Source organism: Clavibacter capsici (genome assembly GCF_001280205.1).
Classification (GTDB): Bacteria; Actinomycetota; Actinomycetes; order Actinomycetales; family Microbacteriaceae; genus Clavibacter; species Clavibacter capsici.
This window is the reverse complement of sequence record NZ_CP012573.1, coordinates 2,869,019-2,883,696: the sequence shown is the minus strand read 5'-3', so window position 1 is coordinate 2,883,696 and position 14,678 is coordinate 2,869,019. Positions and strand designations below refer to the sequence as shown.

Below are 14,678 nucleotides of genomic sequence, written 5' to 3'. Positions count from 1 at the left end.
AGTGCAGTTCCCCGCCGCCCCCGGCCCTTCCACGCGCGCCCTCGGCACGTCCGGCGTCGTCGTCTCCACCCTCGGCCTCGGCACGAGCGGCTTCGGCTGGACCGCCGACCGCGAGGCGGCGTGGGCCATCCTCGACGCCTACCGCGAGGAGGGCGGCACCTTCGTCGACACCGCGTCGTCGTACTCGCAGTGGGTGCCGGGCCACGCGGGCGGCGAGTCCGAGACGATCATCGGCGGCTGGCTGGCCGCGCGCGGCTGCCGCGACGCGGTCGTCGTGGGCACCAAGGTCGGCAAGAGCAGGGACGCGCCGGGCACCTCGGCCGCCTCCATCCGCCGCGGGGTCGACGCGTCGCTCCGCCGGCTCGGCACGGACCACGTGGACATCGTGCACGCCCACCTCGACGACACCCGCACGCCGCTCGAGGAGACCGTCGCCGCGCTGTCCGACCTCGTGAAGGGCGGCAAGGCGCGGGTCGTGGGCGTCTCGGGCTTCACGCCCGAGCGGCTGGAGGAGGCGCTCGCGCTCGCCCACGGATCCGGCGCGGTGCCGGTGGGCGTGGTGCAGGAGGAGTACAGCCTGCTGGCGCGCGAGCGCACCGAGGGGCGGCTGCAGGCGGTCGTCCGTCAGGAGGGCGTCGGCCTCGTCGCCCACAGCGTGCTGGCGAAGGGCTTCCTCACGGGCAAGTACCTGCCGGGCGCGCCCGCGGTGCCGTCGGCCCGCGCGCTCGACGCGGAGCAGTACATGTCGCCCGGCGGGCACGCCACGGTGCGGGCCGCCGAGGAGGTCGCGCGGTCGCGCGGCGTCACGGTGGCCGAGGTCGCCATCGCCTGGGTGCTCGGGCGGCCGGGGATCGCGAGCGCGCTGGTCGGCGCGCGCACGGTGCGGCAGATCCGGCAGCTGATGCCTGCCGGGCAGCTCGTGCTCGACGACGACGAGGTGTCGCGGCTCGCGTCGGCGGCGGCGCGCGCGGTGCGGGACGAGACGACCTGATCCAGGGGCCACGGAGGGACGCCCCCTAATTTGGGGCGCCATCCGTCCCGACATCGAGGAGATCTCCCATGCCCCGAGACCGGCCCCATGGCGCGTACATCGCCGCCCTGCTCGTCCTGACCGCCGCCACCGGAGCGATCGACGGCGTCAGCTACCTCGCCCTCGACCGCGTGTTCACCGGCAACATGACCGGCAACGTCATCTTCATCGGCTTCGGCCTGGTGGGCGTCGCCGGCGTCCCCGTGCTCAACAACGTCGTCGCGCTGCTCGCGTTCATGGCCGGCGCGGTCCTCGCGGCCCGCATCACCTGCCGCGCGCCCACGGACCTGCGCCTGCCGCGGTCCGCCGTCGGGATCCTCGTCACGGGCACCGTGGCCACCTTCGCGCTCGCGGGGGTCTGGTTCGCGGTCGGCACGCTCGACAAGGGCGTGATGATCCTCATCACCGGCCTCTTCTCGCTGCTGCTCGGCGCGCAGGCGGCCTCCGTGAAGAGCATCGGCCTGCCCGACCTCTCCACCGTGGTCGTGACGATGACCGCCGTGAGCCTGTCCGCGGACAGCCGCATCGCCGGCGGCTCGGGCGCCGCATGGGCCCGCCGCTTCGGCGCGATCGCGAGCATGGCGATCGGCGCGCTGGTCTCGGCGCTCATCACCACGCGCATCGGCGCCCCGTGGGCGCTGCTCGTGGCGGGCACGCTCATGGCGGCCGGGGTCGGCATGCTGGTGGACGCGCGCCGCCTCGAGCGGCGGCACGGGACTCCGGACGCCGCCGGCGCGTGACGTCCGCGGCGGTCGGCCGGCTCTAGGGTGAGGGGATCCGCCGCCCGACCGCCGAGGAGATCCGCCCGTGTCCCGTCCCTGGCCCGAGGGCTCGTACATCGCCGCCCTGCTCGTGATGACCACCGCGACCGGCGCCATCGACGGCGTGAGCTACCTCGCGCTCGACCGCGTGTTCACCGGCAACATGACCGGCAACGTCCTCTTCATCGGCTTCGGCCTCGCGGGCGTCGCCGACATCCCCGTGCTCAACAACCTCGTGGCGCTCGTGGCCTTCATGCTCGGCGCGGTCATCGCGTCCCGCATCACCCGCCGCGCGCCCACCGACGTGCACCTGCCGCGCTCCTCCGTCTGGATCCTCGTCACGGGCACGCTGCTGACCCTCGCGCTCGCCGTGGTCTGGCTCGCGGTCGGCGTGCTCGAGACCGGGGTCATGATCGCGATCACGGGCTTCCTCGCGCTGCTGCTCGGCGCGCAGGCGGCGGCCGTGAAGAGCATCGGGCTGCGCGACCTCTCCACCGTGGTCGTGACCATGACGATGGTGAACCTCTCCTCCGACAGCCGCGTGGCGGGCGGCACGGGCGCCGCGTGGGCCCGCCGCATCGGCGCGATCGTCTGCATGGGGCTCGGCGCGCTCGTGGCCGCGCTCATCACGACGCATGCGGGCGGCGCGTGGGCGCTGCTCGCGGCGGGCGTGCTGATGGTCCTGGGCGTCGCACTGCTGTGGAACGCGCGCCGCGTCGAGCGGAAGGGCCTCCGCGAGGACGCGACGGCGGCCCCCGTGGTCGACGAGCGCACGGGCGTCGCGCCCGCCTGATCCGCGGCGCACCGCCCGGGTGCTGCCGCGCCGCCGCCCGCGGCACCTCTGGCAGGGTGGGAGCATGACCTCCCCCGGCGACGCCGCGCTCCTGACCATCGCCCGCGACATCGCCACCCGCGCCGGGGAGCTCGCGCTCCGCCGCCGCCGGGAGGGGGTCGAGGTGGCCGCGTCGAAGTCCAGCCCCGAGGACATCGTCACCCACACCGACCGCGAGACCGAGGACCTCATCCGGCAGGCGCTCCAGGAGGTGCGCCCCGACGACGGCTTCCTCGGCGAGGAGTCCGAGGGCACGACGGGCAGCTCGGGCCTCACCTGGGTCGTCGACCCCATCGACGGCACCGTCAACTTCCTCTACGGGATCCCCGCGTGGGCGGTGAGCATCGCCGTCGTCGAGGGCGAGGCGGATCCGCTGACCTGGACCGCGCGCGCCGGCTGCGTCGTGAACCCCACGCTCGGCGAGGTGTACGCGGCCACCGCGGGCGGCGGATCCACGCTGGACGGCCGCCCGCTCGCCGTGAACGCGGGCGTGCCCCTGTCCCTCGCGCTCGTCGGGACGGGCTTCTCCTACGGGGCGGCGAAGCGGATGGAGCAGGGCCGCGTGGTCACCGACCTGCTCGGCGAGGTGCGCGACATCCGCCGCATCGGCGCCGCGTCGCTCGACCTCTGCAACGTGGCGGCGGGCCGCGCCGACGCCTACTTCGAGCGCGGGCTCAAGCCCTGGGACCACGCGGCGGGCGCGCTCATCGCCGCCGAGGCGGGTGCGCGCGTGACCGGGATCGGCGGCGGACCCGCATCCGCCGAGCTGCTCATCGCGGCGGATCCGGAGCTCGCGCGCGCCCTCGAGGAGCGCCTGGCGCGCCCCGGCGCATAGCCCCTCAGCGCCTCGTCGCGCATCCCCCGGGTGGCGCGAATCCCTTCCTCCGGTTAGCCTTTACCGATCCGTTACCTTGCGGCCGGCCTCGAACCGGTCGCACGCGCACGCCCCGACGCACGTCGGCCGGCACCGCGCAGCACCTGTCCCCTGCACGAGGAGTCCTCAGATCCTGTCCGTCCTCCACGCCTCGCGTGCCCCCCAGCCCTCCGTCCGGCGGCCCTCGTGCTGACCCCCGACGAGACCGCAGGGGTCGTGTACCCGACGCGACGCGAGCGACGCGAGGCCGAGCGCCGTGCGGCCGAGGCGACATCGGGTGGATCCGCGCCCCAGGTGATCGACGAGCAGGCATCCACCGAGGCCGAGCCCACCGCGGACGCCGTCGAGCAGCCCGCCGCCTCCGCGCCGGATGCCCCGGCCGTGTCGCCCGCCCGCACCGTCCCCGTCGCGGTCGAGGCCCCCGCCGTCCCCACGACCCACCTGCCCGCATCCGCCGAGCCCGCCTCCGCGTCCGCGTCCGTCGACGCCGTGCCGCTGTCGACCCGCGCCCGCCGCCTCCGCACCGCGGCGGCCGCCGCCCCCGACTCGCGCCGCTCGTCCTTCGTGCCCGCGAAGCGCGCCAGCGTCCCCGCCGCCGCCCCGCACGTCCGGGTCCGCGGGCGCCGCGTCCCCGTCTCCGCGCGCCCGGCGCTCGCCGCGCCGTCCCCCGAGGCGGCTGCCGGCCGTCGCCGCTCGAACGCGTCGCGCGGCCTCACGCTCCTCACCATGGCCTTCGTCGCCACGGTCACCATCGCCACCTCGCTGCCGTCCTCGGCGTTCCTCACCGGCCAGGACATCGCCCAGGCGAACGTCGTCACGGACGCGCCGGCCACCTCGGCCCCGAGCCAGAGCATCGCGCTCTCGGCCGCCCCCGAGGCCGTCGTCGTCGGCGGCACGGACGACGCCTTCACGGCCACGACGCCGCAGCAGATCATGCTCGCGCAGACCTCCAAGGGCGCGGCCGCCTTCACGAACGACATCAACGGCACGATCCAGTGGCCCTTCGCCTCGGGCGTGCCCATCAGCGGCGTCTTCGGCAAGCGCATCGCGCCCTGCTCCAACGGCTGCTCGAGCAACCACCAGGGCGTCGACTTCGCGCCGGGCATGGGCGCGCCGATCCAGGCGATCACCGACGGCGTCGTCCGCGAGTCCGTCAACAGCGACACCGGCCTCGGCGTGCACCTCGTCATCGACCACGTCATCGACGGCCAGCTCGTCACGAGCGTCTACGGCCACATGCTGCCGGGATCCATGCGCGTCAAGGCGGGCGACCCGGTCAAGGTCGGCCAGCAGATCGGCCAGGTCGGCAACACGGGCGCGTCCACCGGCCCGCACCTCCACCTCGAGATCCGCATGGCGGACGGCACCGCGGTGGATCCCTTCGCCTGGCTCCAGGAGCACGCCAACTAGCCCACGCGCCGGGCCCTGCGCCCCGCATGACGACGCCCCCTCGCCCGAAGGCGAGGGGGCGTCGTCACGTCCGCAGGGTCGGCCCTAGTCGCGGACCATCCACACGGTGGTGTCCGACGGCACGGCGTCGCCGTCGAGCGGACGGCTCGCGAGCAGCACGCGACCCTCGGGCAGCGGCACCGACGCGGCGCCGAGGTTCGCGATGACGGTGACGCCCGCGCTCTCGAACGCGATGACGTCGTCGCCCTCGGCGGTGATCCACGCGAGGTCGCCCAGCGCGAGGCCGTGCTCGCGGCGCAGCAGCAGCGCCTCCGTGTAGAGCGAGAGGGTGGAGGCGGGATCGGCCTGCTCGGCGTCGCGCGCGAACCGGTCCCAGTCGCCGGGCTGCGGCAGCCAGCTGGCGTCGCCGTCGCTGAAGCCGTACGACGGCTTCCCGGCCTCCCACGGGATCGGCACGCGGCAGCCGTCGCGGCCGTAGCGCTCGCCCGCGGTGCGGTGGAACGTCGGATCCTGGCGCGCCTCGTCGGGCAGGCGGGTGTCCTCGGGCAGGCCGAGCTCCTCGCCCTGGTAGATGTACGCGCTGCCCGGGAGCGCCAGCATGAGCGCGCTGGCGGCGCGGGCGCGGCGCAGGCCGAGCTCCTCGTCCACCGTCACGGTCGACTTCGGCCCGATGCCGACGCCCTGCGGGTTCTCGCCCGAGAGCGCGAGCCGGCTCGCGTGCCGCACGACGTCGTGGTTCGAGAGCACCCACGTGCTCGGCGCGCCCACGGAGGAGAAGGTCGCCAGCGACGCGTCGATGGTGCGGCGGAGCGCCGCCGCGTCCCACGGCGTCTCGAGGTAGCTGAAGTTGAAGGCCTGGTGCATCTCGTCCGGGCGGACCCAGTCGGCGAGCTTCGCGAGCGGCTCGACCCACGCCTCGGCCACCATCGCGCGGTCGCCGTCGTACGAGTCGAAGATCTCGCGCCACTCGCGGTAGATCTCGTGCACGCCCTCCTGCGCGAAGTACGGCGGCGGGGGAGCGGGCTGGTCGTCCACGCCGCCGGCGCCGCCCATGCTGCCCTGGCCCTCGGGCGGCGTGTAGTCGGGCAGGCCGGGCGCCTTGACCATGCCGTGCGCGACGTCCACGCGGAAGCCGTCGACGCCGCGGTCGAGCCAGAAGCGGAGGATCTCGCGGAAGCGCTCCCGCACCCACGGGTTCGTCCAGTCGAGGTCGGGCTGCGAGGAGTCGAACAGGTGCAGGTACCACTGGCCGGGCGAGCCGTCGGGCTCGGTGAGGCGCGACCAGGCCGGGCCGCCGAAGATCGACTCCCAGTTGTTCGGCGGGAGCTCGCCGTCGGCGCCCTTCCCGTCGCGGAACATGTAGCGGGCCCGCTCCTCGCTGCCCGCGGGGGAGGCGACGGCCTCCTGGAACCAGCGGTGCGCGGAGGACGTGTGGTTCGGGACGATGTCGACGATGACGCGGAGGCCGAGCTCGTGCGCGCGGCGCTGCATCCGCTCGAAGTCGTCGAGGGTGCCGAACAGCGGATCCACCTGGCAGTAGTCGGCGACGTCGTAGCCGGCGTCGTTCTGCGGGGACAGGAAGAAGGGGGAGAGCCACACGGCGTCGACCCCCAGCTCGCGGAGCGCGGGGAGCCGCTCGGTGATGCCGGGGAGGTCGCCGATGCCGTCGCCGTCCGAGTCGGCGAACGAGCGGGGGTAGATCTGGTAGATCACGGCGGTGCGCCACCACTCGGATCCGGTGCCGTGCGCGTCGTCGCCGTCGGGGCGGGCCAGGATGTCGTCCCGGGCAGCCGGGGCGGGGGCTGTGGGGGATGCCGGAGTCATGCGTCGAGCCTAGGCGACGGGTCGGGAGCGCTCCCGACGCGGGGGACGGGAGGGAATAGCGGGCGACCCGCCTGCGCTGGGGAGGGTGGCGGCCACGGCGGCCGCCACCGGACGAAGGAGATCAGCAATGACGGACCCCGCACGCGTGCCCCTCGGATCCAGCGGCCTGGACGTGTTCCCCCTGTCCTTCGGCGGCAACGTCTTCGGCTGGACCGCCGACGAGGCGACCTCGTTCCAGCTGCTCGACGCCTACGTCGAGGCCGGCGGCAACTTCGTCGACACCGCCGACGTCTACTCCGCGTGGAAGCCCGGCAACTCCGGCGGCGAGTCCGAGGAGATCATCGGCCGCTGGCTCGCCGCGCGCGGGCGCCCCGACGACCTCGTCATCGCGACCAAGGTCGGCGCCCACGAGGCCGCGAAGGGCACGTCGCGCGACAGCGTGCGTCGCGGCGTCGAGGCCAGCCTCCGCCGCCTGGGCGTCGACGCGATCGACCTCTACTACGCGCACGTGGACGACCAGGAGACCCCGATCGAGGAGACCGTCACCGCGCTCGCCGAGCTCGTGACGGAGGGCAAGGTCCGCGCGATCGGCGCCTCCAACTTCACCGCCGAGCGCCTGCAGGCCGCGCTCGACGTCTCCGCCCGCGAGGGGATCGCCCGCTTCGAGGTGCTGCAGAACCGCTACAACCTCGTCGAGCGCGGCGCCTACGAGGGCGGGCTCACCGACCTCCTGGTGCGCGAGGGCATCGCCTCCGCCCCGTACTCGAGCCTCGCCAGCGGCTTCCTCACGGGCAAGTACCGCGGCGGCGACGTCGACAGCCCCCGCGCCGGCACCGCGTCCAAGTACCACGACGACCACGGCCGCGCCCTCCTCGAGGTGCTCGACCGCGTCGCCGAGGCGCACGGCGTCTCCGTCACGACGGTCTCGCTGGCCTGGCTCCGAGCCCAGCCGTCGGTCACCGCGCCCATCGCCAGCGCGCGCGACCTCACGCAGCTGCCCGACCTCCTCGCCTCCGTGGAGCTCGAGCTGACGGCCGACGAGATCCGGGACCTCTCCGCGGTCTGAGCCCGCGCCGTCCGGCCGTGCCCCGGTCCGGGGCCGTCACGCGTCTCGCGGGCGGTCCCGGACCTGCTATCGTCGTATGGTTCCAGCGCGTCTCCGACGCGCCCGGGCACGCCCCCATAGCTCATTGGTAGAGCACTTCCTTGGTAAGGAAGAGGTAGTGAGTTCAATCCTCACTGGGGGCTCGATCCCTCGGCCGGCCACGGTCGGCGTCGAGGGTCATGGCGGGGTAGCTCAGGTGGTTAGAGCACACGGCTCATAATCGTGGTGTCGCGGGTTCAAGTCCCGCTCCCGCTACGGAAGCGCGGATCCCTCGGGGTCCGTCCTCCTCGATAGGCCCCGGACACCTCTCGCCAGGTTCCGGGGCCTTTCCCCTGCCCGCGCATCCGCCGGCCGCATGTCCTCCCGCGGCGCCCGGCCTTCCGGCGCCCTCCGCCACGGCGTAGCCTCCGGGCATGACCCACCACGAGTCCACGGACCACGCGAACCACGACCACGCCTCGGGCGCCGAGCACGACGACGTGCTCTACAAGACCCAGGGCAACCCCGTCCCCGACGCGCACGACGAGGAGCGCCGCGAGGCCCCCGCCGGCGGCGACTACACCGCGAGCGAGTCGGAGGAGGAGAAGGAGGCGCGCGAGGCGCGCGAGTCCTGATCCGCATCCCGCGCACCGAGCGCACGAGGGCCGACGCGACGCGATCGCGGCGGCCCTCCGCGCGTCCGGACGCCCCCGTCTCCGCGCGACACGCCCGTCCTCCACGGAGCCGAGCGGCGGTCCGGGCGGCCGGATCCGCATGACGACGCGGAAGCCGCCGCGACACGCCGAACCACTAGATGTAGTGGAATGACAGGTCTGTAGTTCGGGTTATATAGTGGAGAACCTCACCGCCCCACCGGGTGGCCGAGCACACCGGATCCTCGCGAAGACGCGGATCCGGAGGCCATCGGGGCGAGAGCCACGAGACCTGAGGAGCCGCACCGGCGGCTCCCGACACGACACAACGGGAGGCACCCATGGACTACGACAACAACGACACCGTCGGCGGCTACGCGATCCCCGTCGACCCCATGGAGCTCCTGCAGTGCGACTCCTGCCAGTAGGCATCTGACGCCGCACGAGCGGCATCGCGAACCCGGGCCCCGGTCCCCACGAGAAGTGGGGGCCGGGGCTCTGGCGTTGCCGCGCGGTCGGCGCCCGGGGTCCCGCGGGCCCGCCGCGTAGGATCGACCGGTGCCAGTGAATGCAGAGATCCAGGGCCGCGTGCTCCCCGCCGCCGCCCCGTACCTGGTGGGACGCGAGAAGGTGCGCGAGTTCGCCCGCGCCGTCGGCGCCACCCACCCCGTCCACCTCGACCCCGAGGCGGCGCGCGCCGCGGGCCACGCCGACGTGGTCGCGCCGAGCACGTTCCCCGTGGTCGTGCAGGAGGCGACCCTCGCGCAGCTGCTCGCGGAGCCGGACGCGGGCATCGACTTCAGCCGCGTCGTCCACGGCGACCAGGCCTTCACGTACTCGCGGCCCGTGGTCGCGGGCGACGAGCTCACCGCCACGCTCACCGTCACGAAGGTCGCCTCGCTCGGCGGCAACGCGATGGTGACGGCCGAGTCCGCGATGGTCGACGCCTCCGGCGCGCACGTGGTGACCGCCGTCTCCACCCTCGTGGTCCGCGGGGACGACGCGTGAGCGCCGCAGCCGCGGCCGGCGCCGTGCCGGTGCTCGCCGACCTCGCCGTGGGCGACGTCGTCGCCGAGCGCTCGATCCGCCTCACGCGCGACTCGCTCGTCCGCTACGCGGGCGCCTCGGGCGACTTCAACCCCATCCACTACCGCGACGACGTGGCCGCGTCGGTGGGGCTGCCGGGCGTGCTCGCGCACGGCATGCTCACCATGGGCCAGGCCGTGCAGCCCGTCGCCGACTGGGCGGGGGATCCCTCGCGCATCGTCTCCTACGGCGTGCGGTTCACGCGGCCCGTGGTCGTGGATCCGGCCGACGGCCAGGAGCTGACGATCGTCGCCAAGGTCGGGGCGATCGACGCCGAGGCCGGCACGGTCCGCGTCGACCTCGCCGTGTCCGTCGACGGCAAGACCGTCCTCGGCCGCGCGCAGGCGCAGGTCCGGCTGGCGTAGGGCCCCCGTGACGATCGAGACCCACCGCGACGCCCCGCTCGCCGACCTCACGACGCTGCGCGTCGGCGGGCCCGCCGAGGAGCTCGTGACCGTGAGCGCGCGCGACGAGCTCGTCGACACCCTCACCGGCCTCTGGGCCGTGGGGGAGGACTGGATGGTCCTCGGCGGCGGCTCCAACTCGCTCATCTCCGACGCGGGCGTCGAGGGCACCGTCATCCGCATCGCGACCCGCGGCGTCGAGGTGGGCGACGCGCGCGCCGACGGCACCGTCCTCGTGCGCGTGCAGGCCGGCGAGCCGTGGGACGCGCTCGTCGCGCGCACCGTGGCCGACGGGCTGGCCGGCCTGGAGGCGCTCTCGGGCATCCCCGGATCCACCGGAGCGTCGCCCGTGCAGAACATCGGGGCGTACGGCCAGGAGGTCGCCGACGTCCTCGAGGGCGTCGAGTTCCTCGACTACGAGACGGGGGAGGTGGAGCGCCTGACGGCCGCCGACCTCGGCCTCGGCTATCGCACCTCGGCCCTCAAGCGCGGTCGCGTCGGCGTCGTGCTGTCGGTCGACTTCGCGCTCACCCGCGGCGAGGGGCCCGACGCGCTCGGCCTGCCGGTCGCCTACCCGCAGCTCGCCGGCGCGCTCGGCGTGGAGCTCGGCGACCGCGTGCCCGTCGCCCGGGTGCGCGAGACCGTGCTCGCGCTGCGCGGGTCCAAGGGCATGGTGCTCGACGACGCGGACCACGACACCTGGAGCGCGGGGTCCTTCTTCACCAACCCCATCGTCAGCGCCGCGTTCGCGCGCACGCTGCCGGCCGACGCCCCGCGCTGGCCGCAGGAGGATCCGCCCGAGGACCTCGTCGTGCCGCTCGGCGACCAGTGGGAGGTGGCCGAGGCGATCGAGCGGGAGGCCGCCGCGCGCCGCCGCCGCGAGCCCGCGGGCGTGAAGCTCAGCGCCGCGTGGCTCATCGAGCACTCCGGGGTGCGTCGCGGCTTCCGGCTGCCGGGATCCGGCGCGGCCGTCTCCTCGAAGCACACGCTCGCGCTCACCAACCGCGGCACCGCGACCGCCGAGGACGTCGCCGCCCTCGCGCGCTACGTGCAGGGCCGCGTGATGAGCGAGCACGGCGTGATCCTGCAGCCCGAGCCCGTGCTGGTCGGCCTCTCCCTCTAGGAGCGGGCCGGCCAGCCGGGGCCGGGCGGCGGATCAGGCCAGCAGGTCGCGGATCCGGCGCACGCCCTCGAGCAGCGCCTCGTCGCCGAGCGCGTAGCTGAAGCGCAGGAAGCCGCTCGGGCCGAACGCCTCGCCGGGGACCGCGGCGATCTCCGCCTTCTCCAGGAGCACGTCGGCCACCTCGAGCGACGTGGTCGGCGTGACGCCGTCGATGTCGCGGCCGAAGAGGCCGGTCACGTCGGGGTAGACGTAGAACGCTCCCTGCGGCGTGGGCGTGACGAAGCCGGGGATGGCGTCGAGCTCGGCCACGATCGTGCGGCGGCGGCGGTCGAAGGCCTCGCGCATCCGGTCGACGGTGTCGCGCGGTCCGCGCAGCGCCGCGATGGCCGCGCGCTGCGAGACGTTGGAGACGTTGGAGGAGAGGTGCGACTGCAGGTTGCCCGCGGCCGTGATGGCGTCGGCCGGGCCGACCATCCACCCCACGCGCCAGCCGGTCATGGCGTACGTCTTGGCGACGCCGTTGACGAGGATCGTGCGGTCGGCCAGCGCCGGCACCACGTCGACGATGCTCGCGGCCTCCGCGCCGTCGTAGACGAGGTCCTGGTAGATCTCGTCGCTGATGACCCAGAGGCCCTTCGCCTCGGCCCACTCGCCGATCTCGCGGGTCTGCTCGCGCGAGTACACGGCGCCGGTGGGGTTCGAGGGGGAGACGAACAGCAGCACCTTGGTGCGCGGGGTCCACGCGGCCTCGAGCTGCTCGACGGTGACGAGGTAGCCCTGGTCGGCGCCCGCGAAGACGTCGACGGGCACGCCGCCCGCGAGGCGGATGGCCTCGGGGTAGGTGGTCCAGTAGGGCGTGGGCACGAGGACCTCGTCGCCCTGGTCGAGCAGCGTCTGGAACGCCTGGTAGACGGCCTGCTTGCCGCCGTTGGTGACGATGATCCGGTCGATGCCGACGTCGAGGCCCGAGGACGTGCGCGTCCTCTCGGCGATGGCCTCGCGCAGGTCGGGGAGGCCGGCGGCCGCGGTGTAGCGGTGGTTGCGGGGATCGCGCGCCGCCTCGACCGCGGCCTCGACGACGTAGTCGGGCGTCGGGAAGTCGGGCTCGCCCGCGGCGAAGCTGATGACGGGGCGCCCGGCGGCCTGCAGGGCCTTGGCCTTGCCGTCGACCTTGAGGGTCGCGGACTCGGCGATGGATCCGATGCGGGTGGAGACGCGGCTGAGGGGGACGGTGCTCTGCGGTTCGGCCATGCCCCGAGCATAGGGATCCGCGCGGGGCGCCACGCGGGCCCGCGCAGGGGCTTCGGCGACCGGCCCGACCGGGCGGGCGCGGATGCTGGTACACTCGTCCGGGTCGGTATCTCCGCCATGCTATTCCGCGCCTTCTTCCCCCCGTGCTCGCACGGCCGGAGGGCGCAGGGGCAGGCGGTGGTCGACGCAGAGGGTGGTGGCTCAATTGGTAGAGCAGCGGTCTCCAAAACCGCAGGTTGCAGGTTCGAGTCCTGTCCGCCCTGCTAGATGGAACGGGTCCCCGGGCGCGTGACATCGCGGCTGGCCCGAACTCCGGGCGCAGCCGAGCAATGCAGGAAGGGACCCACGCGTGGCGCGGAAGATCGTCGACGAGCCGAGCGAGGAGATCGTCGCGCACGCTCGCGAGCAGCGGGACGCACGACGCAACCCCTTCGCCCGGCTGGTGCTCTTCATCAAGCAGGTCGTGCAGGAGCTCAAGAAGGTGGTCACGCCCACCCGCAAGGAGCTGCTCACGTTCACGGGAGTGGTGCTGGCCTTCGTCATCGTCATGATGGTGATCGTCTCGCTCCTCGACCAGCTGTTCGGGTACCTCGCCATCGTGGTGTTCGGCAACGGCGCCTAGCACCAGGGCCTCCTCCGGAGGCGGCACGGGCCGGACGGCGGGCTGCGCACGGGATCCACGGATCCGATGCGCCGCGGAGCACGGACGGCCGGAGCGCGGCGGATCCCGACGGGTCCGCGTCCACGCGGCCCGGCGCCCGGATCAGCACGGCACGCACACGGCAACGCACGACGAAGAACGAGGGAAGTAGATCCATTGGCTGAGAGCAAGCGCGACGACGTCGACCTCGCCCCCGCGGCGGAGCAGTCCTCCGAGGTGGACGAGGTCCAGGAGGGCCACGCCATCGAGTCCTCCGAGGAGAGCTCGGACGCGGCGGAGCACACCGCCCTGCACGTCGAGGGCGACTCGGTCGAGACCGACCTGACCGCCGCGCTCGACGCGATGGAGTCCGTCGAGGACCCCGAGGCCGACGCCATCGTCGAGGACGCGCTCGACATCGACTCCGCCGACGAGGCCGAGGCCGCCGTCGAGGCGACCGACGACGAGGCCGAGGAGGAGGCCGCCGAGGAGGCGCTGGAGCCCGCCGACGTCACGCCCGCCACCGCCGAGGACGTCGCCCAGGCCGAGGCCGACCTGGTGCCCGACGAGGACGCGTCCGCCGAGGGCGACCCCGACGTCGACCCCTACGAGGACTTCCGCAAGGAGCTCCGCTCCAAGCCGGGCAAGTGGTACGTCATCCACTCCTACGCGGGCTTCGAGCGCCGCGTGAAGAGCAACATCGAGAACCGCATGGTGTCGCTCAACATGGAGGACGACATCTACCAGATCGAGGTCCCGATGGAGGACGTCGTCGAGATCAAGAACGGCCAGCGCAAGATGGTCAACCGCGTGCGCATCCCCGGCTACGTGCTGGTGCGCATGAGCCTCAACGAGGACAGCTGGTCGGTCGTCCGCCACACCCCCGGCGTCACGGGCTTCGTGGGCAACGCCCACAACCCCACGCCCCTCCGCTTCGAGGAGGCCTTCTCCATGCTGAAGAGCCTCGTCGAGATCAAGGAGGTGGCGCAGGTCAAGGGCCAGCCCACCAAGGGCGGCGGACAGGCCCAGCGCGTCGTCGCGGCCGAGGTCGACTTCGAGATCGGCGAGACCATCACGATCAAGGAGGGCTCGTTCGCGGGCCTCCCCGGCTCCATCAGCGAGATCAAGCCCGAGAGCGGCAAGCTCACGGTCCTCGTCTCCCTGTTCGAGCGCGAGACCCCGGTCGAGCTCAGCTTCGACCAGGTCACCAAGCTCTAGGCGGTCGGGCCGCGCGGCCCGCTCGATCTAGCAATCAAGAAGAAGGAAGAGAAATGGCACCGAAGAAGAAGGTCACGGGTCTGATCAAGCTGCAGATCAAGGCCGGCGCCGCCAACCCCGCACCGCCCATCGGGCCGGCGCTGGGCCAGCACGGCGTCAACATCATGGAGTTCTGCAAGGCGTACAACGCCCAGACCGAGGCTCAGCGCGGGAACGTCATCCCCGTCGAGATCACCGTCTACGAGGACCGGACGTTCACGTTCATCCTCAAGACGCCCCCGGCTGCGGAGCTCATCAAGAAGGCCGCCGGAGTCGCCAAGGGCTCGGGCACGCCGCACACGGTCAAGGTCGCGAAGCTCACGATGGACCAGGTCCGCGAGATCGCCGAGCAGAAGCAGGCCGACCTCAACGCCAACGACATCGACGCCGCGGCGAAGATCATCGCCGGCACCGCCCGCTCCATGGGCATCACGGTCGAGGCCTAGCCT

The 14,678-nt window shown here is 73.5% G+C and carries 15 protein-coding genes and 3 tRNA genes; 16 read left to right on the top strand and 2 right to left on the bottom strand.

The annotated features are described in order from the left end of the window. Position 1: 1 nt before the first annotated feature. The 5 genes from AES38_RS13570 to AES38_RS16510 all read left to right on the top strand — a co-directional run bounded on the left by AES38_RS13570 (position 2) and on the right by AES38_RS16510 (position 4,907). Entirely contained in the window at positions 2–991 is a 990-nt protein-coding gene (locus AES38_RS13570) for an aldo/keto reductase (protein ID WP_053775409.1), read from the top strand. Positions 992–1,059: 68 nt separating this feature from the next. Continuing rightward, positions 1,060–1,770 (top strand): YoaK family protein, encoded by a 711-nt coding sequence (locus tag AES38_RS13565; RefSeq protein WP_053775408.1) that lies wholly within the window; start codon positions 1,060–1,062, stop codon positions 1,768–1,770. Positions 1,771–1,837: 67 nt separating this feature from the next. Next, positions 1,838–2,584, top strand: coding sequence for a YoaK family protein (locus AES38_RS13560; RefSeq protein WP_053775407.1), 747 nt, complete (start codon positions 1,838–1,840; stop codon positions 2,582–2,584). A gap of 64 nt (positions 2,585–2,648) precedes the next feature. Continuing rightward, positions 2,649–3,458: an inositol monophosphatase family protein gene (locus tag AES38_RS13555; protein WP_053775406.1), complete on the top strand. Its 810-nt coding sequence runs from the start codon at positions 2,649–2,651 to the stop codon at positions 3,456–3,458. Between the two features lie 225 nt (positions 3,459–3,683). Continuing rightward, positions 3,684–4,907 carry a M23 family metallopeptidase gene (locus tag AES38_RS16510; RefSeq protein WP_053775405.1) on the top strand — a complete coding sequence of 408 codons (1,224 nt, stop codon included), beginning with the start codon at positions 3,684–3,686 and terminating at the stop codon, positions 4,905–4,907. Positions 4,908–4,991: 84 nt separating this feature from the next. Here the strand turns inward: AES38_RS16510 and AES38_RS13545 are convergent, their stop codons facing one another. Next, on the bottom strand, positions 4,992–6,731 hold the full coding sequence (locus tag AES38_RS13545; RefSeq protein ID WP_157883548.1) for a glycoside hydrolase family 13 protein: 1,740 nt from the start codon (positions 6,729–6,731) through the stop codon (positions 4,992–4,994). Between the two features lie 127 nt (positions 6,732–6,858). On the opposite strand from AES38_RS13545, the gene AES38_RS13540 reads away from it, so the two are divergent. From AES38_RS13540 to AES38_RS13505, 7 genes are all read left to right on the top strand, one after another. Continuing rightward, positions 6,859–7,797, top strand: coding sequence for an aldo/keto reductase (locus AES38_RS13540; protein WP_053775404.1), 939 nt, complete (start codon positions 6,859–6,861; stop codon positions 7,795–7,797). 110 nt (positions 7,798–7,907) lie between these two features. Then, positions 7,908–7,979: transfer RNA gene (locus AES38_RS13535), tRNA-Thr, on the top strand. Positions 7,980–8,017: 38 nt separating this feature from the next. Next, positions 8,018–8,091 (top strand) — tRNA-Met (locus AES38_RS13530). Positions 8,092–8,249: 158 nt separating this feature from the next. After that, positions 8,250–8,450 (top strand): hypothetical protein, encoded by a 201-nt coding sequence (locus AES38_RS13525; RefSeq protein WP_053775403.1) that lies wholly within the window; start codon positions 8,250–8,252, stop codon positions 8,448–8,450. A gap of 576 nt (positions 8,451–9,026) precedes the next feature. After that, positions 9,027–9,476, top strand: coding sequence for an FAS1-like dehydratase domain-containing protein (locus AES38_RS13515; protein WP_053775402.1), 450 nt, complete (start codon positions 9,027–9,029; stop codon positions 9,474–9,476). Next, positions 9,473–9,919, top strand: coding sequence for a MaoC family dehydratase (locus AES38_RS13510; protein WP_081001907.1), 447 nt, complete (start codon positions 9,473–9,475; stop codon positions 9,917–9,919). The genes AES38_RS13515 and AES38_RS13510 overlap by 4 nt, the downstream gene beginning before the upstream one ends. A 7-nt stretch (positions 9,920–9,926) precedes the next feature. After that, positions 9,927–11,081 (top strand): UDP-N-acetylmuramate dehydrogenase, encoded by a 1,155-nt coding sequence (locus AES38_RS13505; RefSeq protein ID WP_053775401.1) that lies wholly within the window; start codon positions 9,927–9,929, stop codon positions 11,079–11,081. A 33-nt stretch (positions 11,082–11,114) separates the two neighbouring features. Here AES38_RS13505 and AES38_RS13500 read toward each other — a convergent pair whose 3' ends face one another. Then, positions 11,115–12,332, bottom strand: coding sequence for a pyridoxal phosphate-dependent aminotransferase (locus AES38_RS13500; protein ID WP_053775400.1), 1,218 nt, complete (start codon positions 12,330–12,332; stop codon positions 11,115–11,117). A 190-nt stretch (positions 12,333–12,522) separates the two neighbouring features. Here AES38_RS13500 and AES38_RS13495 point away from each other — a divergent pair. The 4 genes from AES38_RS13495 (at position 12,523) to rplK (ending at position 14,675) form a co-directional block, all read left to right on the top strand. After that, positions 12,523–12,595 (top strand) — tRNA-Trp (locus AES38_RS13495). A gap of 86 nt (positions 12,596–12,681) precedes the next feature. Beyond that, positions 12,682–12,954, top strand: coding sequence for a preprotein translocase subunit SecE (gene secE, locus AES38_RS13490; protein WP_053775399.1), 273 nt, complete (start codon positions 12,682–12,684; stop codon positions 12,952–12,954). A gap of 195 nt (positions 12,955–13,149) precedes the next feature. Next, positions 13,150–14,190: a transcription termination/antitermination protein NusG gene (gene nusG, locus AES38_RS13485; RefSeq protein WP_053775398.1), complete on the top strand. Its 1,041-nt coding sequence runs from the start codon at positions 13,150–13,152 to the stop codon at positions 14,188–14,190. 53 nt (positions 14,191–14,243) lie between these two features. Then, positions 14,244–14,675 (top strand): 50S ribosomal protein L11, encoded by a 432-nt coding sequence (gene rplK / locus AES38_RS13480; RefSeq protein WP_012039476.1) that lies wholly within the window; start codon positions 14,244–14,246, stop codon positions 14,673–14,675. The last annotated feature ends 3 nt before the right edge of the window (positions 14,676–14,678 follow it).

Excerpts from the sequence above, each read along its gene's own strand:
- AES38_RS13565 (WP_053775408.1), top strand. The coding sequence starts at position 1,060 with ATGCCCCGAGACCGGCCCCATGGCGCGTACATCGCCGCCCTGCTCGTC.
- AES38_RS13555 (WP_053775406.1), top strand. The coding sequence starts at position 2,649 with ATGACCTCCCCCGGCGACGCCGCGCTCCTGACCATCGCCCGCGACATC.
- AES38_RS13545 (WP_157883548.1), bottom strand. The coding sequence starts at position 6,731 with ATGACTCCGGCATCCCCCACAGCCCCCGCCCCGGCTGCCCGGGACGAC.
- AES38_RS13540 (WP_053775404.1), top strand. The coding sequence starts at position 6,859 with ATGACGGACCCCGCACGCGTGCCCCTCGGATCCAGCGGCCTGGACGTG.
- AES38_RS13525 (WP_053775403.1), top strand. The coding sequence starts at position 8,250 with ATGACCCACCACGAGTCCACGGACCACGCGAACCACGACCACGCCTCG.
- AES38_RS13500 (WP_053775400.1), bottom strand. The coding sequence starts at position 12,332 with ATGGCCGAACCGCAGAGCACCGTCCCCCTCAGCCGCGTCTCCACCCGC.
- rplK (WP_012039476.1), top strand. The coding sequence starts at position 14,244 with ATGGCACCGAAGAAGAAGGTCACGGGTCTGATCAAGCTGCAGATCAAG.